This is a genomic window from Chryseobacterium tructae, from assembly GCF_030409875.1.
GTDB lineage: Bacteria > Bacteroidota > Bacteroidia > Flavobacteriales > Weeksellaceae > Chryseobacterium > Chryseobacterium tructae.
The window spans coordinates 472,572-494,512 of the sequence record NZ_JAUFQR010000001.1 but is presented as its reverse complement, the minus strand read 5'-3'; the positions used below and the strand labels follow the sequence as shown (position 1 = coordinate 494,512).

Annotated in this window: 16 protein-coding genes and 1 pseudogene; 8 read left to right on the top strand and 9 right to left on the bottom strand. The window is 36.2% G+C overall.

The window, feature by feature from the left end; genetic code table 11:
• Positions 1 to 6: 6 nt before the first annotated feature.
• From fabF to pyk, 4 genes and pseudogenes are all read left to right on the top strand, one after another.
• Positions 7 to 1,250, top strand: a pseudogene (gene fabF, locus QWZ06_RS02260) (beta-ketoacyl-ACP synthase II).
• Between the two features lie 9 nt (positions 1,251 to 1,259).
• Entirely contained in the window at positions 1,260 to 2,024 is a 765-nt protein-coding gene (gene rnc / locus QWZ06_RS02255) for a ribonuclease III (RefSeq protein ID WP_290295518.1), read from the top strand.
• Complete coding sequence (locus QWZ06_RS02250) at positions 2,002 to 2,475, top strand: IPExxxVDY family protein (RefSeq protein WP_290295517.1); 474 nt, start codon at positions 2,002 to 2,004, stop codon at positions 2,473 to 2,475. Before rnc ends, QWZ06_RS02250 begins: the two co-directional genes overlap by 23 nt.
• Positions 2,468 to 3,913, top strand: a complete 1,446-nt coding sequence (pyk, locus tag QWZ06_RS02245) for a pyruvate kinase (RefSeq protein WP_290295516.1) — start codon at positions 2,468 to 2,470, stop codon at positions 3,911 to 3,913. Before QWZ06_RS02250 ends, pyk begins: the two co-directional genes overlap by 8 nt.
• Positions 3,914 to 4,077: 164 nt before the next feature.
• Here pyk and QWZ06_RS02240 read toward each other — a convergent pair whose 3' ends face one another.
• From QWZ06_RS02240 to hutI, 5 genes are all read right to left on the bottom strand, one after another.
• On the bottom strand, positions 4,078 to 5,370 hold the full coding sequence (locus QWZ06_RS02240) for an aldehyde dehydrogenase family protein (RefSeq protein ID WP_290295515.1): 1,293 nt from the start codon (positions 5,368 to 5,370) through the stop codon (positions 4,078 to 4,080).
• A gap of 137 nt (positions 5,371 to 5,507) precedes the next feature.
• The gene (hutG, locus tag QWZ06_RS02235) at positions 5,508 to 6,431 is read right to left on the bottom strand and encodes a formimidoylglutamase (protein ID WP_290295514.1); all 924 of its coding nucleotides are present in this window, start codon (positions 6,429 to 6,431) and stop codon (positions 5,508 to 5,510) included.
• Positions 6,432 to 6,555: 124 nt separating this feature from the next.
• On the bottom strand, positions 6,556 to 8,571 hold the full coding sequence (locus QWZ06_RS02230) for a BCCT family transporter (RefSeq protein WP_353959929.1): 2,016 nt from the start codon (positions 8,569 to 8,571) through the stop codon (positions 6,556 to 6,558).
• A gap of 360 nt (positions 8,572 to 8,931) precedes the next feature.
• Entirely contained in the window at positions 8,932 to 9,993 is a 1,062-nt protein-coding gene (locus tag QWZ06_RS02225; protein ID WP_290295513.1) for a DUF695 domain-containing protein, read from the bottom strand.
• 21 nt (positions 9,994 to 10,014) lie between these two features.
• Positions 10,015 to 11,241: an imidazolonepropionase gene (hutI, locus tag QWZ06_RS02220; protein WP_290295512.1), complete on the bottom strand. Its 1,227-nt coding sequence runs from the start codon at positions 11,239 to 11,241 to the stop codon at positions 10,015 to 10,017.
• Positions 11,242 to 11,549: 308 nt separating this feature from the next.
• On the opposite strand from hutI, the gene ruvB reads away from it, so the two are divergent.
• The 4 genes from ruvB to coaE all read left to right on the top strand — a co-directional run bounded on the left by ruvB (position 11,550) and on the right by coaE (position 14,767).
• Entirely contained in the window at positions 11,550 to 12,572 is a 1,023-nt protein-coding gene (gene ruvB, locus QWZ06_RS02215; protein ID WP_290295511.1) for a Holliday junction branch migration DNA helicase RuvB, read from the top strand.
• A 68-nt stretch (positions 12,573 to 12,640) separates the two neighbouring features.
• Entirely contained in the window at positions 12,641 to 13,252 is a 612-nt protein-coding gene (locus QWZ06_RS02210; protein WP_290295510.1) for an FMN-binding negative transcriptional regulator, read from the top strand.
• A 12-nt stretch (positions 13,253 to 13,264) separates the two neighbouring features.
• The gene (locus QWZ06_RS02205) at positions 13,265 to 14,131 is read left to right on the top strand and encodes an MBL fold metallo-hydrolase (RefSeq protein ID WP_160135945.1); all 867 of its coding nucleotides are present in this window, start codon (positions 13,265 to 13,267) and stop codon (positions 14,129 to 14,131) included.
• 9 nt (positions 14,132 to 14,140) lie between these two features.
• Complete coding sequence (coaE, locus tag QWZ06_RS02200) at positions 14,141 to 14,767, top strand: dephospho-CoA kinase (protein WP_290295509.1); 627 nt, start codon at positions 14,141 to 14,143, stop codon at positions 14,765 to 14,767.
• Positions 14,768 to 14,986: 219 nt separating this feature from the next.
• Here the strand turns inward: coaE and QWZ06_RS02195 are convergent, their stop codons facing one another.
• The 4 genes from QWZ06_RS02195 to QWZ06_RS02180 form a co-directional block, all read right to left on the bottom strand.
• Positions 14,987 to 15,775: a GEVED domain-containing protein gene (locus QWZ06_RS02195; protein ID WP_290295508.1), complete on the bottom strand. Its 789-nt coding sequence runs from the start codon at positions 15,773 to 15,775 to the stop codon at positions 14,987 to 14,989.
• Entirely contained in the window at positions 15,763 to 20,169 is a 4,407-nt protein-coding gene (locus QWZ06_RS02190) for a fibronectin type III domain-containing protein (RefSeq protein WP_290295507.1), read from the bottom strand. Before QWZ06_RS02190 ends, QWZ06_RS02195 begins: the two co-directional genes overlap by 13 nt.
• A gap of 635 nt (positions 20,170 to 20,804) precedes the next feature.
• The gene (locus QWZ06_RS02185) at positions 20,805 to 21,470 is read right to left on the bottom strand and encodes a DUF6048 family protein (RefSeq protein WP_290295506.1); all 666 of its coding nucleotides are present in this window, start codon (positions 21,468 to 21,470) and stop codon (positions 20,805 to 20,807) included.
• Positions 21,436 to 21,912 (bottom strand): DUF6452 family protein, encoded by a 477-nt coding sequence (locus QWZ06_RS02180; RefSeq protein ID WP_290295505.1) that lies wholly within the window; start codon positions 21,910 to 21,912, stop codon positions 21,436 to 21,438. The genes QWZ06_RS02185 and QWZ06_RS02180 overlap by 35 nt, the downstream gene beginning before the upstream one ends.
• Positions 21,913 to 21,941: the final 29 nt, after the last annotated feature.

Genomic DNA, 21,941 nt, shown 5'->3' with positions numbered 1-21,941 from the left:
AAGTTTATGGAATTAAAAAGAGTAGTTGTAACAGGTTTTGGAGCAATAACACCAATCGGAAATAATGCAAAAGAATACTGGGAAAATCTTGTGAAAGGTGAGAGCGGAGCCGCTCCGATTACTCTTTTTGATGCCACAAACTTTAAAACCAAGTTCGCTTGTGAAGTGAAAAATTTCGATCCATTACAGCATTTCGATAAGAAAGAGTCTAAAAAAATGGATAGAAATACTCAGCTGGGACTTGTTGCTGCTAGAGAAGCAGTAGAACATTCTGGTATTATTGAAGATAATGTAGATAAAAACAGAGTTGGTGTAATTTGGGGCTCCGGAATCGGAGGTTTGGAAACATTTGAAACAGAAGTTTTAGGATGGGCTAATACGGAAATTCCAAGATTTAATCCGTTTTTCATTCCTAAAATGATTGCAGATATGACCCCTGGTCAGATCTCAATTGAATATGGTTTCCACGGCCCTAATTATACAACAGTATCTGCATGTGCATCTTCAGCTAATGCTATAATTGATTCCAAGATGCTTATCCAATTAGGAAAAGCAGACGTGATTGTGTGCGGAGGCTCTGAAGCTGCCGTTACAGCAAGTGGTGTCGGTGGATTTAATGCAATGATGGCACTTTCTACAAGAAATGATGATCCTACAACAGCTTCAAGACCTTTTGACAAAGACAGAGATGGATTTGTATTAGGTGAAGGTGCGGGAAGTATTATTCTTGAAGAATATGAGCATGCGGTAAAACGTGGTGCTACAATTTATGCAGAATTATTAGGAGGTGGTATGAGTGCAGATGCATATCATATGACGGCTCCACATCCTGAAGGTCTTGGCGCTTATCTGGTAATGAAAAACTGTTTGGACGATGCAGGCTTAACTGCTGATGAAGTAGATCATATCAACATGCATGGTACTTCTACTCCATTAGGAGACATCGCAGAATCCAATGCAATTTCGAAATTATTAGGCGAGCACGCTTATGATATTCAGATTAATTCTACAAAATCAATGACAGGTCACCTTTAGGAGCTGCCGGAGTTATTGAAGCTATTGCTGCGTTAGGAACTATTATTCATGGTGTTGTTCCTCCTACCATTAACCATTTTACTGATGATGAAAAGATCGATAGCAGACTAAACTTTACGTTTAATTCTGCTGTGAAGAAAGATGTAAAAGTAGCCATGAGCAATACTTTTGGATTTGGCGGGCATAATGCTTGCGTTCTATTTAAGAAAATCTAAATTCAATGAATGGAGTTACAGAAATACTTTTCTAAATTCCTTCTCAAAAAAAGAAAAAGACAACTAACGGAAAGAGATTATTTTCTCAGTACCGAGCTTAGAAAAGTTTTAGGTGCAGAGGTACAAAATATGGCTCTTTACCGCGAGGCTTTTTCTTTAAAAAATTCTTCTAAAAATCAAGACATTAATTACGAAAGGCTTGAATTTTTGGGAGATTCTGTTTTGGGTACAATTATTTCTTGTCATTTGTTCCAGACCTATCCTCAGGCTAATGAAGGATATCTGACTCAAATGAAATCTAAGATTGTTAATAGGAAAAATCTTAATAAATTAGGGGAAGACCTTAAGCTTACCGATCTTCTGCAAAAGCAGAATAATTCTTCAGCTCTAGGGGAGAATATTTCCGGCAATTTATTTGAGGCTTTAATCGGTGCTATTTATCTGGATTTCCATTATGATGCTTGTAGAAGAATCATTTTGGAAAAACTACTGACGCCTTCTGAAATTAACAAACTTGAGAACAAAATTGTCAGCTATAAAGGGCTGCTACTTGAATGGAGTCAGAAGAAGAAGGTAAATATAAAGTACGAAACCTGCGAGGAAATACAGGCCAATAAAGCAATTATGTTCCGTTGTCATGTATGGCTTGGGGATGAAAAGATTGCCAACGCTACAGAAACCTCCAAGAAAAAGGCTGAAGAAAAGGCAGCACAAAGGGCTTTTTATATTTTAAATAAAAAAGAAAATATACTTGGAAATTCAAAAACTTTATGATCTGGATGATATAGAATTTGAAGATATTGCCATAGGATTGGTAAGATTAGCAAAAGATATACCCGCTCATGAGTTTTTCTACAAAATAAATCAACTTAACAATCTCAGTTTTTCAAGAAAAAAAGACATGGTCTTACATGGGGATTATTATGACTATTTATTTCCAAGGTTTGAAGCCTATCACAAGTTTTCTAAGACTTGTTTCACCTTTATTTCAAATAAATCTTCTGAAAGTAAACAAAAAAAAGTTCAAACCGAGCTCTTTACAGAAGAAGAAAACATTAAATTTTTATTAAATAATCAGGTAGATGTAGAATATATTCTGCATAGTTCGGAACAGTTTCCTGATTTTTCCGTAATTTTGCTCCCTGAAAATCTTGTTTTTCCAATTCAAGATTATACACTGAGTTCTGAAGAGGAACTTTATCAAATTATCCAGTATTATGAATAAGTATTTAAAGAAGACAAAAATTATCGCAACACTAGGGCCTGCTTCATCATCGAAGGAGGTAATGTTAGATCTAATGAAGGCGGGTGTTGATATTTTCAGAATAAATTTTTCCCATGCAGATTACGACTTAGTTCGAAAAAATATTGAAATAATTAGAGAACTAAACAATGAGTACGGGTATTCAGTGGGTATTCTAGGTGACCTTCAAGGCCCTAAGTTAAGAGTAGGTGTTGTAAAAGAAGGATCTTACCTGAATCCAGGGGACATCCTTACCTTTACGAATGAAAAGATGGAGGGAGATTCCACCAAGGTATACATGACCTACCAACAATTCCCACAAGACGTAAAAGCAGGGGAAAGAATCCTTATCGATGATGGTAAGCTGGTATTGGAGGTTATTGAAACCAACGAAATCGATACTGTAAAAGCTAAAACGATTCAAGGGGGGCCACTAAGCTCTAAGAAAGGAGTTAACCTTCCTAATACGGTTGTATCTCTTCCTGCATTGACAGAAAAGGATATTCAGGATGCTAATTTCATGCTTGATATGGAAGTAGACTGGATTGCTCTTTCTTTCGTACGTCATGCTCAGGATATTATTGATTTGAAAGAATTAATTTCAAAACATCCAAATGGTAAATTCAAAACACCGATCATCGCGAAGATTGAAAAACCAGAAGGGGTAAAAAATATTGAAGAAATCTTATTGGAATGTGATGGACTAATGGTTGCTCGTGGTGACCTTGGTGTGGAGGTTCCAATGGAAGAGGTTCCTGCTATCCAGAAAAACCTTGTAGAAAAAGCGAGATTCTACTCTAAGCCGGTAATCATTGCTACTCAGATGATGGAAACAATGATCAATAGCTTAACGCCAACCAGAGCGGAAGTAAATGATGTTGCTAACTCTGTATTGGATGGTGCTGATGCGGTAATGCTTTCAGGAGAAACTTCTGTAGGTAGATATCCGGTACAAGTGGTAGAAAACATGGCTAAGATTGTGAAAAACATTGAAACCACTCACTTCTACCAACACAAGAATGAGCCTATTGAAAAGGACTATAACTGCATCGATGAGAGATTCATTACGAACAGGGTATGTCTTGCAGCTGTAAGAATTGCAAAAACTACAAATGTTTCTGCCATTGTTACGTTAACTCATTCTGGATATACAGCTTTTCAGTTAGCCGCTCACAGACCCAATTCTCAGATCATTGTTTACAGTGGAAACAAAAGAGTCATTACTATGCTGAACCTTCTTTGGGGTGTTCACGCGTATTATTATGATATGAAAAAGTCTACTGATGAAACGATCATCCAGGTAAATATGTTAACGCATAACTACGGTTATATCGAAACTGGTGACTTTGTAATCAACATCAATGCTACTCCATCATATGAAGGAGGTAAGACGAATACACTTAGATTAACAACGGTGTAAGCAAAGTTACTTTTGTTAAAATATAAAAAACTCCCGGAAAATTAATTTCCGGGAGTTTTTGTTTTTTATAGTTCCGTTTGTCATTGACTTCGTCAAATATTTTATTTCTGAACGAAATAAAGTGTACGAAGAATCTTTGAGATTCCTCGGAATGACATTAATTTTTAATTACCTACAATCGTCTTTGCTGTCACAAACTCTTTTAAAGCTAGTAAAGAAAGCTCTGTTCCATATCCGGAGGCCTTTGATCCACCAAATGGGAAACGCGGGTCTGAACTGGTCATTCTGTTGATATTCACGGTTCCTGATTCAAGGTTTTCAATAAAGAATAACTGACGATCTTTGTCTTTTGTCCAAACTGAGTTTGAAAGTCCGAAAGGAATATCATTAGCAATCTGTAAAGCTTCTTCAGCATTTTTTGCAATCATTACCATTCCAAGAGGGCCAAAAAGTTCTTCTTTTAGAATTGGATTTCCTTCCTGTACTCTAATTAAACCTGGTTTAAATTCGTTTTCTGAAATTCTTTCTAATGGAAGAATGATTTCAGCTCCATTTTCCAACGCTCTATTGAATTGAGCTTCTAATTCATCGGCTAGGTCTGGTCTTGCCATTCCTGCTAATTTAGTTTCTTTATTTAAAGGATCTCCGATTTCATATTTTTTGTATTCTTCAATGAAGATGGGTAAAAATTGTTCTTCGATCTTTTCGTCAATAATAAATCTTTTGGCTGCTGTACAAGTTTGTCCACAGTTTTGAAGTCTAGATTTTGCGCCTGCTTTTGCCGCTGCTTCAAGATCTCCGTCTTCAAAAATGATAAATGCATCACTTCCTCCTAATTCCAATAAAGATTTTTTGATATTGAGTCCGGCGATAGATGCTACTTCTCCTCCTGCTTTTCCACTTCCTGTAAGACTTACCCCTTTTACAGCGTCATGTTCAAGAATTTCTTTTACAGCTTTGTGTCCTACTTCAAGGTTCTGGAAAATACCTTCCGGAAAACCTGCTTCCAACAAAACTTCTTCAATGGCATTTCCACTTCCGAAACAAATTGAAGCATGTTTTAAAACTACTGTATTTCCTGCTAAGATGGCAGGAACTGCAAATCTCAATACCTGCCAAAAAGGAAAATTCCAGGGCATTACCCCAAGAATTACTCCTTTCGGAGCGTAATGAACTTCAGAATAAGCAAATTCGGATGCTATTTTTTCGGGTTTTAAAATATTTTCAGCATCAGCATAATAATTCATCATTAAAGCACATTTCTCCACCTCAGCAATGGATTCCGAAATAGGCTTATTCATTTCCGTAGTAATGATCCTTCCAAATTTCTCTGAATTATTTTTTAATATTTCTGCGGCTTTTGCGATTAACTTCTGCTTTTCTTCAAACGGCACTTTTCGCCACACTGAAAACACGTCATTTGCTTTAATAAGCTTGTTTTCAATTAATTGTTCCATAATATAATTTCTGTTTTAAATTCAGCTAATGAATTTATGAGTGCTTTTATTTTAAAAGCACGATAAAGTCAGCAAATTCTATTCCTTAAGGGTAAATAAAAGAATGATTTTCTCTATCGGAAGAATATAGCTTTATCTTAAATCATTAGCCATTCATTCACCAGACAAGCTGCAAGCCTTGCCGTCCTATCCTGAATATCGAAAGACGGATTAACTTCTGCTACATCCAGTGCAACCAGTTTTTCGTTTTTTAAGATATGCCTGTAAAAATGCATAAAGGTTGCATCTGCAAAGATACCATTATATGCTGAAGCTGAAACCCCCGGAGCAATAGATGCATTAAAAACATCCATACAAATAGTGAGATAGGCAAAGTCTACATTCTCCAGTAGGTCATCAATACGTTGATAGATAGAAGCAAGGTTTTCAAAAAATAGTTCATCTGAAAGGATATACTTCATTCCGTATTGATGGGCAGTGTCAAATAATTTTAAGGTATTGGAATTTCTTTGAATTCCGATGTGAAGCGAATTGATAGGAGCTTCCTGAGCAATTTGCCAGAACCCTGTTCCTGAACTTGGCCCTACTCCTTCTTCCGGCTGTCTGTTATCAAAGTGGGCATCTATATTGATGATTCCAATTTTTTGTTCCGGAAAAGCTGTTTTGATGCCTAGATAATGAGCATAGGTTACTTCATGTCCACCTCCCAAAACAAGGGATTTTCCTCCTTTTAAAAGAACTTTTGAGACATTTTTGGCAAGATTATTCTGGGCGTTTTCCAAATGACCATCATCACAGGTAACATTTCCAAAATCCAGCATAGAGAAATTGGGAAGAATCACCGGAAAATTAGACATATTCTTTCTGATCACATTGGGGGCATCTTTAGCTCCCTGACGGCCCTTATTCCTCCTGACTCCTTCATCTACGGCAAAACCGTGTAAAACGAACTCATTCGTTAAAATATTGTCGTAATTCTGTTCTTCCTTTACTCTCTGAAATAGTCTATGGAAAAGAAGCTCTTCCCCGTCCAATCTACCCTGCCAAATATTTTGAAACATAATCCTTTAAAATTCAATTTTAGTCACATCATTCTATTCAGTAAAGCTAATTAATATTGTTTAGATAAAAAAACTCCATTTGCACATTGTACAAAGAATTCATTATAAGATCAATACTTTCTTTTTAGGCTTTATTCTGATTGGCATTGCTACTGATAAACATTTCATTTCGTTCTTCTGAAATAATTTCTAAAAATCGTTCGTAATGTTTCAGGACATCGGAAATCAATTCATTTTTGGTAAAATACTGTACATCATACCCTTCTCTTCCATCGCCAAAATAAGATTTTGGGTAGTGCGTTTTATTATCATCCAGATCTGGAAGATTTTCTTCATTGATGATATATTCCGAAACAGTTTTTATCTGGTTTTCGATTCCATACACAAAGTTATTCACTACTCCCTGATGAATTTCTATTTCTATTCTGACGGGATTATCATGATGGTTTATTTTGGCTTCAATTCCATTGGATGCAAATTCCTGCTGTAGATCTGTAAAGGCTTCTTTTGCTTTCACCTTAATAAATTGGTCTACGGATGCATTATCTTTAAAGGAAACTATATTTTTTAACCGTTCTTTCCAGAATTCACCAGACCATGGTACTGTAGATACTGAAAAGTTTCTGTCATAATATTTCTGATCAATAGTAAGTCCTTTCATCAAACTCACTATAAATAAAATTACCACAATCGAAAACGGTAATGCTGTAATTAAGGTCATACTTTGAAGTGCTTTTAAACCACCTACATTTAGCAATAATAGAGAAAGAACTGCTAAGAGTACTCCCCAGAATACAATTTGCCATTTGGGAGACTTACTTGCATTTTTAGTGGCTATGCTATTCATTACGAATATACCTGAATCTGCTGATGTCACAAAAAAGATCAGAATGATCAAAATAACAAAGAATCCTGTAAATTCTGATAAAGGCAAATAATCCAGAAAACGAAACATTAATGCATCCGGATCACTTGCATACTGACTTAATTGTCCATTAGCAATGTTTAGATCAAACCAAATGGCACTGTTTCCAAATACGGACATCCAGATGAAGTTGAATAATGTAGGAAGGATTAAAACGGCAAGAATAAATTCTTTTATGGTTCTTCCTTTTGAAATTCTTGCAATAAATAATCCTACATAAGGCGACCATGAGATCCACCATGCCCAATACAAAATTGTCCAATCATAAAACCATGGCAATGCATTTTTCTCGTATACATGGGTATTGAAAGTAAGATTGAAAAAATTATTAATATAGTTTCCCAATCCTTCTGTAAAACTTCCAATCAGATATACTGTAGGTCCCAATATTAATACAAAAAGTAAGAGTCCGATCACGCTGATGACATTGATATTACTTAAGATTTTCACTCCCTTTCCTACACCGGAAATTGCCGATATAACGGAAAGAGAAACAAGGGTAACTACAATAATGATCTGATACTTAAAACTATTCTCAGGGGTAATATGAAGAATATTCAAACCCGAACTGATCTGTACCACTCCAAATCCTAAGGTTGTTGTGATTCCGAAAAATGTACAGCATAATGCAAAAACATCAATAGCATTTCCCCACTTCCCGTTAATTCTATTTTTTAATAAAGGATAAAAACAGCTTCTTAATGATAATGGCAGCCTGTAACGATACGCAAAATAAGATAAGGAAAGTCCTACTACTCCATAAATTGCCCACGCATGAATTCCCCAATGGAAAAAAGTGTAAAGCTGTGCTTGTTTAGCACGACTTACATAATGATTATCTGCAAAAACTTCTGAAGAATAATGTTGCATAGGTTCTGCCACACTGAAATAAATCAGCCCAATTCCCATTCCTGCAGCAAACAGCATGGAAATCCACGAGAAAAAAGAGTATTCAGGCTTACTGTCGTTAGCTCCTAGCTTAATGTTGGCATATTTACTGAAAAGCAGGTATACAAGGAAAATAACAAATAGTGTCACAGACCATACATATACCCAATTCAAGTTAATAAATATAAATTGTTTAATCTCATTTAGGATGTTTTCAGTAGGCTTTGGGTAAACTGCTGAAAGAAAACAGGTACCTATAATAAATATCAAACTCGGAATAGTGACCCCTTTGTTAAAAGTAGATCTAATATTTTGAAAATTCATCATTTTTTATTTTCGTTTATAGTATTGACAAGTCTTCCTGGTACGTGATATAGCTGAAAAAAGTACTGAGAAATAAGAAAATATCCAGATTCCGGAATCTACAGTGCACTTAAGAACTATGAAAAAATGCGTTATTTATCTAAAAACCAACGCTAATTGCAGTGCAAGATAAGAAAACTTAAAGAAAATATGAAAAATATAGGAGAATTTATGATTTCAGTATTTTGATTTTTCTGATCATTTTCGCACCTGTATTTTAGTGTAAAGCCTAAGATTAATCACCCATCAATCCCCATAAATCTTTCTAAGCAGATGGACATTACCCATAAAAAAAGTGGAAAAGAAACTCTTCCACTTTTTACTTTAAACAGCATTATTATAATATTTAAAATATTGCCAATATTTATCTTTAAAGATTCTGAATGAAATTTTGTATTCAGGATGGTTGTCTTTTATAGTTTTAAAAACTTTGGAGATTTGTCTGAAATCTTTCCCTGCAAAATAGCTTTCTTTGATATTATCTGCACTTTCCCTGCCAATATACAAGTACCCTTTTTGCTTTAAATCTTCAATAGCCTCATCTTCAATATCGCTTAATCTTTCAAAGTCTTCTTTTTCTGGCAATCCGTCATTTGCTTCTCCATTATAATGAAATTTGAGCACCGAAATCCATGGATAGGAAGCTTTTGCATCATACTCTAATAATGGAAGATTCATGCATGCAATCAGCGGTCTATTATTATCCAAGGTAGCCCTGAGAATAGAGAACTCTTCTTCTACATCTCCTCTCTTTATACTTTTATATTTTTCCGTAAATTCTCTTTCTCGCCATTGTAAGAAATCTTTTAGCTTTTCAATAGGAACAAGTTCTTGTTGGGCTTGGCCTCTTCCTATAACTGTAAAGGTATCAATCTGTGTAGCAAAGTTCAATTCTCCTAAAAAGCTATCTAAAAAGATGCACACTCCTGTTGTAATAGCGTCTTTATTTTCGGCATTACCATCATAAACAAAGACAATATCTATTTCATCAGGATATTCTTCCTGTTCTTTGGAATAGAAGAAAATATTATCTTTCGAAAAATTATACTCTCCCATTTCAACGCCTACATTATCTATTTTCTTTTCAGGCTTTAAGGCTGTAAACTTCCAATGGTCAAGCTTAGGAGCGGCTTCAATAAGTTCTTCAATAAAAACAATATTCCGAATTTCTCCATCTGCGGTAAGAATCAATTCTACGGTAGAATCATCACTCATTCCTGTCAGGAAATAATATCCTCCATTGATCTGGCTCAGTTTCGGAGCCATGCTGTCAAAAAAATCTTTTTCAATAGCTTCCTGACCTCCTTTTGCCACAATCTGATAGAAGTCTTTTTCCTTTGTTAAAAACCAATCCCAAAAACCTTTATAATCCAGCTTTTCATTCATTTTAATTAGGTTCTTACTATTTTAATTAACCTTTTTTCCGTCAATATAAACGTGTTCAGCTTTTAAACTTCCTTGATTATAAAGAACGTTTTGGAAATTATTCGTCTTAAAAGTCACAAAATCTGCTTTTTTACCTGTATCAAGCTGCCCTCTGTCTTCAAAATTAAGAGCATAAGCTGCGCGATAAGTCATTCCTGCTAATACCTCAGCTGTAGTTAACTTCTGGAAGGTAGCTAAGATGGAAGCTTGAGTAATTAAATTTCCCATAGGTGCAGATCCCGGGTTCCAGTCACTAGCAATGGCTACAATAGCTCCTGCATCTAAGAGTTTTCTTGCCGGTGTAAATTTCTCACCTAGTCCAAGACTTGCCCCCGGCAGCGCTGTTGCTACGGTATCAGATTGAGCCAGGAAGTCTATATCTTCATCAATTGTTGCTTCTAAATGATCTGCCGACTTAGCACCTACTTCTACTGCAATTCTTGAACTTCCCGGTGTAAATTGATCTGCGTGAACGGTTATTTCAAAACCTAAATCTTTAGTTTTAAGCAAGAATTCTTTACTTTCTTCAGGCTGGAAGGCCGATTTCTCTATAAAGATATCTACACGCTTCGCTAAATTCTCTTCTTTTACTTTTGGGAGAATCTCGGTAAGAATATAGTTCAGGTACTCAGGATTGCTGCCTTCAAAGTCTCTTGGTTTTAAATGAGCAGAAAGACAAGTAGGAACTAAAGTGGCCTTTGTTGATTCCTGAGCCTTTTTGATGATTCGAAGCATTTTCAATTCATTTTCCACATCCAATCCATATCCACTTTTTACTTCAATAGTGGTAATACCAAGGTCTACAAGGAAGTTGATTCTTTCCAATAATGTTTTTAGCAACTCATCTTCCGAAGCATTTCTTGTATGTTGTACAGAGCTCCAGATTCCACCCCCACTTTCGGCAATTTCCAGATATGTTTTTCCAGCATTACGCATCGCAAAGTCATTCGCACGATTTCCACCGAAACAGATATGGGTATGTGAATCTACAAATGCAGGAAGAACTATCTGCTCTCCTTCTATAGCTTCTATTTCTATTGTTGGGTTTTCTGATTGAAGTGCATCAAAATTTCCAATTTTCTGAATGGCAGAGTTCTCTACAATTATTCCTCCATCAACAATAATTTCTAATTGTTCATCGGTAAGTTTTCCTCTTAATGGAAGATTGGCAAGTGTAACAACCTGCTTAAATGGGCCTATTAATTTCATTTATTTAGGTTAAAGGTTAGAAGGTGAATGCTTTCTATTCATAATTTACTATTAAGATATCAGCATGGCAAAGCGATTATATCATTTACCATTTCATAAGAATATCAATCAACCAAATGATATGTTCAAAATGAAATTATTCACCTTTAATTTTCCTCTCAAAAATACTTAAAATATCTCAAATTCTCTCTTCCTCCGAGTCTAAACCTCAACGAGAATATTAATCTTCCTCTCAATTTCACCTTTTCTTAATCTTCATTTCAATCTTGGTCTAAATTTGTTATCTTTGAGGTAAATGAAATGAATTAATGCCAGATTTTTTACATCCAGATAAGGAAAACTACTCTCGGGAGGAGTTGATGCAGGAAGAACAAATTCGTCCCCAAAGCTTTAAAGATTTTGCGGGGCAAAGAAAAACGCTGGAAAATCTTGAGGTTTTTGTGACTGCTGCCAAGAGACGTGGTGGTGCACTTGATCATGTCCTTTTACATGGCCCTCCAGGGTTAGGAAAAACAACACTAGCTAATATTATAGCCAATGAACTTGGGGTAAACTGTAAGATTACCTCAGGACCTGTATTGGATAAACCTGGAAGTTTAGCAGGCTTGCTTACCAATCTGGAAGAAAATGATGTTCTTTTTATTGATGAAATCCATCGTCTTTCTCCAGTAGTGGAAGAATATCTGTATTCTGCAATGGAGGATTACAAGATCGATATCATGCTGGAAACAGGTCCTAACGCCAGAAGTGTACAAATCGGATTGAATCCTTTTACTCTTGTGGGAGCAACCACAAGAAGCGGAATGCTTACCAAGCCCATGCTGGCAAGATTTGGAATCCAAAGCAGACTGGAATATTACTCTATTGAGCTTTTATCTATGATTATTCAGAGAAGTTCAAGAGTTCTGGGAGTAGTCATTTATGAAGATGCTGCTATTGAAATTGCCAGAAGAAGCCGTGGTACACCAAGAATTGCTAACGCCTTACTAAGAAGAGTACGTGACTTTGCGGAAATTAAAGGAAATGGCGAAATTGAAATTAATATTACCAAATATGCCCTGAACTCTCTAAACGTGGATGAGTTTGGATTGGATGAAATGGATAATAAGATCATGCGTGTCATGATTGAAAACTTCAAGGGGAAACCGGTAGGAATTTCTGCTTTGGCAACATCCATTGGAGAAAACCCGGAAACTCTGGAGGAAGTGTATGAGCCGTTTTTGATTCAAGAGGGGTTTATCATCAGAACTCCACGAGGAAGAGAGGTTACTGATAAAGCTTATCAGCATTTAAGTATTTCAAGACCCAGAAATCCCGGAGAGCTTTTTTAATGTAAAGCCCAAAGATCTTTGGTTCAACGTTTTCAGTTTTAAGGTAAGAAAAAAAGAGTTGTTAATATATGTTTGTTCCTAAATTGTACAAAAGTGAGGATATGGATGTGATGAGAGAAATTATCAAAGAAAATTCCTTTGCATTGCTCATTTCTTCCGTTGATAAGATTCGTGCTACTCATTCCATGATGATGCTGAATGAAAGTGATCCGGAAAATTCTTATATTGAAACTCATATTTCCAGAGCTAATCCACAGGCAAAAGCCCTAAAAAATGGAGATGAAGTGTTGTGTGACTTTTTAGGTGCTCATACTTATATCTCCAGCAGCTGGTATGACCACATCAATGTTTCCACATGGAACTATGAAGCGGTACAGATCTATGGAACAGTTGAGCTAATGAATCAGGATGAGCTCTATACTCATCTGGATAAACTAACTTCGAAATATGAAAAGTTTCAACAGTGTCCCATGATGGTAAAAGATATGGGAAAGGAATTTGTGGAGAAGGAAATGAAAGGAGCCTTTGGGATCAAGATTATTCCAACGGAAATTTTTATCAAACAGAAACTATCCCAGAACAGGAAGGAAAATGATTTTAACAATATCATTTCACACCTAGAACAATCAGATAATGATGCCCGGAAAATTGCTGAGAAAATGAAATTATTAAAAAGATAAATCAAAATATATATGAAATTATATCCAATACAATGTGGAAAATTTAAACTGGATGGCGGAGCCATGTTCGGCGTCGTCCCAAAGAGTCTGTGGGAAAAAACAAACCCAGCAGACGAAAAAAACTTAATCGAATTGGGAACCCGTTCCCTACTTATTGAAGATGGAAAAAAGCTAATTCTTGTAGACTGCGGTCTGGGAAATAAGCAGGATGATAAATTCTTTGGTCATTATTCGCTTTGGGGAGATGATACTCTGGATAAAAATTTAAAAAAATATGGCTTTGTAAAGGAAGATATTACCGATGTATTCCTTACTCACCTTCACTTTGATCACTGTGGTGGTGCCATAGAATGGAATGATGACAAAACAGGTTACAGACCTGCTTTTAAAAATGCTCATTTCTGGACTAATGAAAACCATTGGCAATGGGCTACAGAACCTAATGCAAGGGAAAAAGCAAGTTTCCTGAAAGAAAATATTATTCCTATACAAGAAAGTGGACAATTAAACTTCCTGCCTCTTCCGACTACCGGAAACTATGGGTTTGCTCCTGATCTTAAAATGGATGTTATTTTCGTAGACGGACACACGGAAAAGCAAATGCTTCCGGTTATTCAATATCAGGAAAAAACAGTTGTTTTTGCTGCTGACCTTATCCCTACTGCCGGACACATTAATCAAGTATATGTAATGGGATACGATACAAGACCTCTTTTAACATTGGAAGAAAAAGGAAAATTCCTTAAGCAATGTGTTGATAATGAATATTTATTATTCTTTGAGCATGATGCTCACAATGAATTGGCGAGTCTTAAAATGACTGAAAAGGGAGTAAGACTTGACGAAACGTTCAGTTTTAATGATGTTTTTGGGTATTAATTTTTAATTATGGAGGAATTACATTCAGAGGGTCAACAGGCAGAGCCGCCCGCACCCAAGATCATAGGCTTAACAGGAGGAATCGGCTCAGGAAAAACTACCGTTGCAAAATTCATTGAGGAGTTTGGTTTCCCGGTTTACTATTCTGATGACAGAGCAAAAGAGATTGTCAATGATAATGAGGAATTGAAGATCAAAATCAAAGAACTGCTAGGCGAAGAGTCTTATGATGAAAATGGATTATATGACAGAAAGTTTGTTGCGGATAAGGTTTTTAATAATAAAGACCTTCTTCAGCAATTAAATGAAATTATTCATCCTGCTGTACGTATTGATTTCGAACAATGGATAAAACAGCAAACCAAATATCTGGTTTTTAAGGAAACGGCTTTATTATTTGAACTAAGACTTAACAGACAATGCTACAAGTCTCTTCTAGTAACGGCAGAGGACAATATCCGAATCAAAAGGGTAATGGACAGAGATAACAAGACCTATCGTGAGGTAGAAGCTGTCATGGAAAAACAAATGCCTGAAAAAGATAAAATCAAAATGGCGGATTGTATCATTTATAACAATTCCAATCGGGAAGAATTAAAAGAACAGACTGAAAAAGTCATCTTTGCCATAGAATAAATAAACCGTTAGATTTTCTCTAACTCCTAAGTACACAAAGCCCTCATTTCTGAGGGCTTTTTTAATAGGTATCCTTATATCCTTTATCCTATTATTTTATCGTTATTTTAGCTTCTTTATCGTTTTTATCATTACTGATAACATTCATCTTTGCATACCTTTGAACAAAAAAATAAGCCTTCATTTCTGAAGGCTTATTCTATATGAAATTTAGCTCAATTATTTTTTGATAAATTTCTTTTGAGCAGTATTACCATTATCGTCGATATCTATTACATAAACGCCGTTAATCAATTTGCTAACGTTGATTTCGTTATTTAATAAAATACTTTCTACAATGATTTGCCCTGCAGCATTGTAAATTTTATATTTAGCTCTTTTGCTAACATTTTTCACATACAATACTGTAGTTACAGGATTAGGATAAATCAGGATATCTGTTTGGTTAATTGGGTTAGGAACTCCTTGTTTAGAAATTCTTACCGTATAATCCTCAACTTCTCCATTCTTAACATTCACACAGTTTACCGGGATTCCATCTCTTTCCATTGCTACTCTCATCACTGCATATTTGTAATCTGTTGTACTTACAAAAGCGTCTGCCGGAACATTAAATTTACCTGATACAGGAGTATCTGTGTTTGGCAATGAAGTGAAAATTTTCTCACTGATATCAAACTCTCCATTTCTGTTGAAGTCGATCCAAACTGAAATTCCTTCATTATAAGTTTTTCCTAACCATTTTTTCTCAATGATGATCTCATTATCTGTAGATCCTTGAATCAATTCGATAAATGTCTTAGGAACTCCTGTATAATCTGTATAGGTTGATCCTTTTGATTCATTTTCCATTTTTGGTTTTCCATTTGGAATAACGGTTACCTTGGAAATATATTCAGCTGCTGAATTTTCTGATTTCATCTTACAGTAAATTACAGTTGGTGTTGTAAAGTAGTAAGGCGGAGTATAATTTCCTGGCTTACCACCACAAATATTCACAACCTGCATTTCATACTTGTCATTTCTACCAGACCATTCAATATAATAGTATTAACAGCTGTAGTAACTTCTGTCCAGCTTGGAATACCTACCTTTCTATATCTAAGAACATATGTTGCTCCCGGATATGGATCCCATGTAATTTCTGCAGAAGTTGGCAATAATTGAGTAATTGTCAATCCTGGAGGTGCAATTTCACAAATTCTTTCTGTTGTAAATACTTTAGAATTTGAGTAATCGTTAAAATTAGTTTCACCATCACACTTATTGGCAACCTGTACTTCATAAGTAACAAACGAATCCAGGTTTCCTAATACATATGTATTGGTAGGTGCAGCAGGAAGATTGATAGCAGGCTCCCATGCTGTAGCTCCTACTTTTCTCCATCTCATTCTATATGTTGCACTTAATACAACCGGGTTCCAGGTAATCAAAGCACTTGTTGGAGTGATATTACTTACTGTTACCGTTGGAGGTGTAGGATCACATCTTGTTGTGAATTTCTTAATTGGTGTAGCAGCACTTGTTGTACCTCCACAAACTGCGGCAACTTCAACTTCGTAAGTTGTTGCAGGGCTTAATCCTATAAGCGTAAGCGGGATGTTTCCTAATACTGCAGAAGCATATATTTCTGTCCACGTAGAAGTTCCATTTACTCTGTATCTTACAAGATACGTTACCGTATTCGCTCCTCCGGATAAGTTAACAACAGCTGTTGTATGAGTTATTGTGGTAAAGGTAGGCGCATTCGGTGCTAAACTACTACATGGTCTGATTTTTACCGCATAGTCTTCAACTTCACCATCAGCAGCATTTGTACATGCTGTAGGAATAGCACTACTACGCTTTAATATTACTCTCATAGTAGTAGTATATGGATCTGTATAAACATTAGGTACATTAGGTACAACAAACAGATCAGTAACCGGTGTAACAGTACTTCCTGCAGAACCAAGGATTCTTTCACCAATTTCAAACTGTCCGTTTCTGTTAAAGTCTATCCAAACAGCAACTGCATCATTACTTGTTGCTCCGGACCATGCCTTTGAAACAGAAATTTTGTTACCTGAAGAACCAGCGTCTAAAGTAATAAGTGTTGCAGGAGTGTTATAGCTCGTATAATAATTCTGAGTAGAATTATTACTCATTGGAGGCGTTCCTAGATTAGCAGAGGTAACTGTCACATTTGAAATGTGATCATTCTCTCCACTACCCGAAATAACACAATATTGTAGCGGTAATGTCTTAAATGGTATTAATGCAGAGAATGCCCCTGATGTACCATTACAGATAGTTGCTACCTGAACTTCATATTCTGTTTGTTCCAGTAATGGGCTAGATGCCGGTACTGTATAAGAATTTCCTGGAGCTGGTATTGTGTTTACAGTAACCCAGTTATTACCAGGAGCTGTTTTCTTTCTATACTGAAGCTTATAAGTAGCCCCTGTAGCTGCCAACCATGAGAATGTAGCACTTACATCCGTAATATTTGAAACTGTAATATTTGTTGGTGCCGCTGTTGTACATACTGGTTGATCAATCAATCTTACTGCATAATCTTCTACTTCTCCACTACCTGTAAATGCTCCACAAGGTGAAGTAACATCTCCATTTCTCATGATTACTCTCATACGAGTTAAAAGAGGTCCGTCGTAAGTAGCAGCAGATGGAGGAAGAGCAATACTGAATCCAGTTCCTGCCGTATTCACAGGAGTGGTTGTACCAGAAGAACCATTAACAAATCTTTCAGATGCTTCGAAAATACCATTTCTGTTAAGGTCAATCCAAACTCCTATTCCATAACTGCTTGAAGAGCCAGGGAAGAATTTAGTAATACTGATCTTATTATTATTTGTACCTCTCACTAAAGTCACCAATCTGGTAGGATCTGTACTATAATCTTTATATCCGTCATAGTTTGAATCACTTACCATTATCGGTCCATTAGTAGGCGTAACAACTACTTTACTAATATATCCACTTGGCAAGGTAGGTGGTGTAGCAACCGGAGGAACATTAGTACAATAAGTCAGTGCAGGAGTTGAAAACTGAGTACTGGTAGAGAATGCTCCCTGAGTACCGTTACAAACTGTTGCAATCTGAACTTCATATAAAGTTCCATCTAACAAATTAATTAATTGCGCACTACTTGCCAAAGCCGTTGTAATATTCATTGTTTTCCAAGGCCCACCAGAAGCTGGTCTATATTGGATCACATAAGTAGCTCCTATAGCAGGCACCCATGTTACAACTGCTGTACTTGAGGTAACATTATTTACAGCAATATTACTAGGTGCAGCTCCTGTACAAGGTAAAAGTTCTATTCCTTTAAGTCTGATTTTCGGAATATCTTTGTATCTGTTTAGTGAGGATGTTGGTGGCGAAGCTGGATCCGGATTAGTACTATCATTGTAGTATAACAATCCTCTATCAGTACTGGCTGTAAAGCTTCCCCAGGTCACATTTGATGTATAACTCGGCGAGTTTTCATCTACAGCAATAACAAGATTACTTGTCCCATCCCACAGTACCGGAGTGGTTAATGGTATAGTCACCCAAGTTCCGTCTGTCATTGTAGGAAGTGTTCCTTCCCAAACTTTCTTCAAAGAAGAATAGGGTACCCAAGAGGCGCTTCCGGTAAAGTTATTTTGTGTTGTATTCCCCATATAAACTACCCACTCATTGTATTTATTTTGATCTGCGGCTGCAGCAGCTGCGTCAACATAAAACTTGAGTTCAGTAATAAATTTACCATTCCCTACAGCTCCTAACACTTCCGCAGCAGTATAAATCTGTTGAGAATAGTTATATCCATAGTAAGCATATATTGGAAGATAACCTGAGTTACCAGTTCCAGTTCCAATTTGACCTGGTGAGAATGGAGGTCCTGCCACCCAGCTACTTCTATCTGAAGAAGTACAAACTGCTCTTACCCACCAATAATAGGTAGTTCCTGCAACTAATGGTGTTAAAGGTGCGGAGGTTCCCGGAACAACAGTTCCTGAAGTACCCGGTAATGGCGGTGTACCTGTAGTATTATAATATACCTCATATCCTCCTGACGGTGCGGAAGGTGAAGCTGGCCAGCTTACCACAGCACTTGTAGGGGTCATTGATCCTACAGTTAAAGATCCTGCAGTTGAAGGAACCGGCAAACAAGTAGGTGGTGTTACAAAAGATTTTGGTATGATATTCCAGGTACTTTGATCTGTTGCACTACATCTTGCTCTCACCCATACATAATAGGTTGTATCCGGAATTAATGGGCTCAATGTTGCAGATGTAGCTGTTCCCGATGGAACAGTTTGTGAAGGTGGAGTTGATCCATTAGGTGCTGCACCTGTAGTATTATAATAGATTTCAAATCCTTCTGCAGGTGTATAGCCAAATGAAGGCCAGTTAATGATTGCAGTATTAGGAGTGATTGTTCCTGTTGTTATAGCTCCACCATTAGGCATTGCAGGGCAAGTTGCTGGTGTAGCAAATACCAATTGTGTAGACCAAACACTTTGATCAGTGGCACTACATCTTGCTCTAACCCATACATAATAGGTTGTTAGTGGAAGCAATGGACCGATAGTCGTAGTAGGGCCTGCTGCTGGCGGAACAGTTAAAGTCGGAGGCGTTGTTGCTACCGGTGGTACGTTCGTTGTATTATAATATACGTCATATCCTGCAGCTGGAGCAGGTACATAAGCAGGCCAATTTAGAACTGCATCAGTAGCCGTAACAGTTCCCGTAGTAATTGCTCCTCCCGGAGGCATCGGTATACATGATGGTGGTGTACCAAAAGTTAACTGAATATCCGGTCTGAAATTACTCAACGTACCATTTGCAGTGGTAGGTGGGTTAGTATCGGTCTGAAGATACAAATGTCCATTTGTAACTGTAGAATACGTAAGCTTTGTTGCACCACTAGAAATACCTGATTTCCCATAATTGGTTTCAACAAGTATCATCAAGTTGTCTACTCCATTATAAGTAAAAGGAATCTGTAAAGGAATAGTATACCAACCTACTGGTATAAGACCTGTATTTCCGCTATACAATAGAGTTGCTCCGGTAGTTAAAGCCCCCCAGTTTTGTGCTGTCAAGGCTGTTGTAGTTCCTACCGGTTTTATATAAATTTTTACTGGTCTCGCAATATTCGAAGCTGCTGTAGAATTCCATCCCAGAGATAGAATACTTCCAGCATTTCCTCCTGCAGCAGCAATTTCTGCTGATGTATAAATTGCAGCAGAACGTTCAAAACCGTAATCAACCGCTAAAGGATACTTTTGGGTTAATGTTCCGGTACCAATGGTAATGGTTTGTGCTTGCATGGACAATCCGACGACCATACAGAGCAATGCAATGAGCACCTTAAAAGGCCGGCTCATTTTACAGAGTAAAAGTCCACTCATATTTTTTAAAATTTAATAATGATAACGATAATTAAGAATTATAGTATTTCCCATTTTAAGAGGCTAAAAAGAAATTTTAAAACCTCTTGTTTTACAGAATATCTGTAGTAAAAAAAGTAATTTTATCCCATAAGCTAATATTTTAATATTTACACAAATCTAATCATTTTTTCATTATAATACATTTATCAAAATACTTTTTTGCAAAAATTAGATAATAATCACCTATATGATTGAAAATAAAAAATAAAACAAAATCACACAAATTCATTAACATTTAGCGATATTCTTAGTTTTTAGTTAAATTAAAACCATATAAAACATTATTACATTTTACAACAATACTACCATTTACTCTTAACGATCAAGACTTATTTATAGTATTATTATCAATCTGTTTTTTTTACATTTTAATCTGTAAGACTATCAATCCAAAACATTTTCAACGATAAAATTTCACAATATTTACGATATCGTTGATAACAAAAAGTAAATTCCGAAGCAATACTGCTCTCCATCTATTTTATATGAGCTATTCTTTTATTAAGTCATACCAGACGATATCATAAAACAATAAGCCCAGGGAAATTTCCCTGGGCTTATTGATATAATAAATGATTTTTTATATAAGTATATTAAAACTTATAGGCTATATTCCATGCAAATCCCATATTAAATTTTGAAGAGCTTTTTCCAAATCCCGGAATGATCATCGGAGAGATATCATCCTGTTTGGAAGTGTATGCCAAATAACGAGGCTGAAGATTCACATCAATATAAAAGTTGGATTCAAATAACTGTACTCTTCCTCCCAAAGTACCTTCTAACCAGAATGAGGATTGTGATGAAGAAGGAAAGGATACTGAAGAATTACTTCCACCATATCCACGAACAGGGATAGCCATATATTCTTGGTTATAAAATGATCCCGCTACTTTGCCTCCTGCATAGAATCCATTGAATTCATTTTCTTTATCCTTGGCCAGCATATAGAATGCTCCCAGTTTAACAAAAGGACCATTTACTTTAGCATCATACCCATTTTTTTGATAGATGTTTTTCTCAAAACCTGCTTCGGCAATAGCATGAACATTCCCATTAATTTTTGAGGAAATAAATCCCTGATATAGTTTTCTGTCTGAAAAAAAACCAACTCCGGTATTCAAAACATCAAGTCCAACTGTAAAATTTGGTTTATATTTCCAATGGGTCTTTTTCACTTCTTCTTTCTTTTTCTCCTGTGCCCAGATTAGGATTCCGAACAGGCTAAAAAAGAAGGTAAAGATTAGTCTTGTCTTCATTCAATATTTGATTTTGTCCGTTTTCCAGGCTTTGAACAGGATCAGGAGTTATTAATTCTGAGCTTAAATTTTCATACGTTTTTTTGGCACCGCATCCAGGAGATACATACACTGATTTTGTAGTATAGGTCATTCTTACTTTGGATTCTTTACCTTTGGTAGATATTTTAAAATAAATATCGGTATAAGGAGAATCATCCACCCTCAAAGGAATAAGTCTAAAATCGATATTCTTCTGCCATCCCAGATCCACTTTTCCTGAGCCATAATCTACCGCAACAGATAGCGAATCAAGAGTTTTTGCTTTATCTGATCCTGCTGCTCTGAAAGAGACTCTCATTCTTGGAGTTCCTTCACCGCTTTCACAGATATCATCATCACTACCGCATGAAAAGAACATTCCTACCAGGCAGAGCATTAGGAGAAATTTAAAATACTTCATATTAAGATTTGAGCTCAAATTTAATTAAA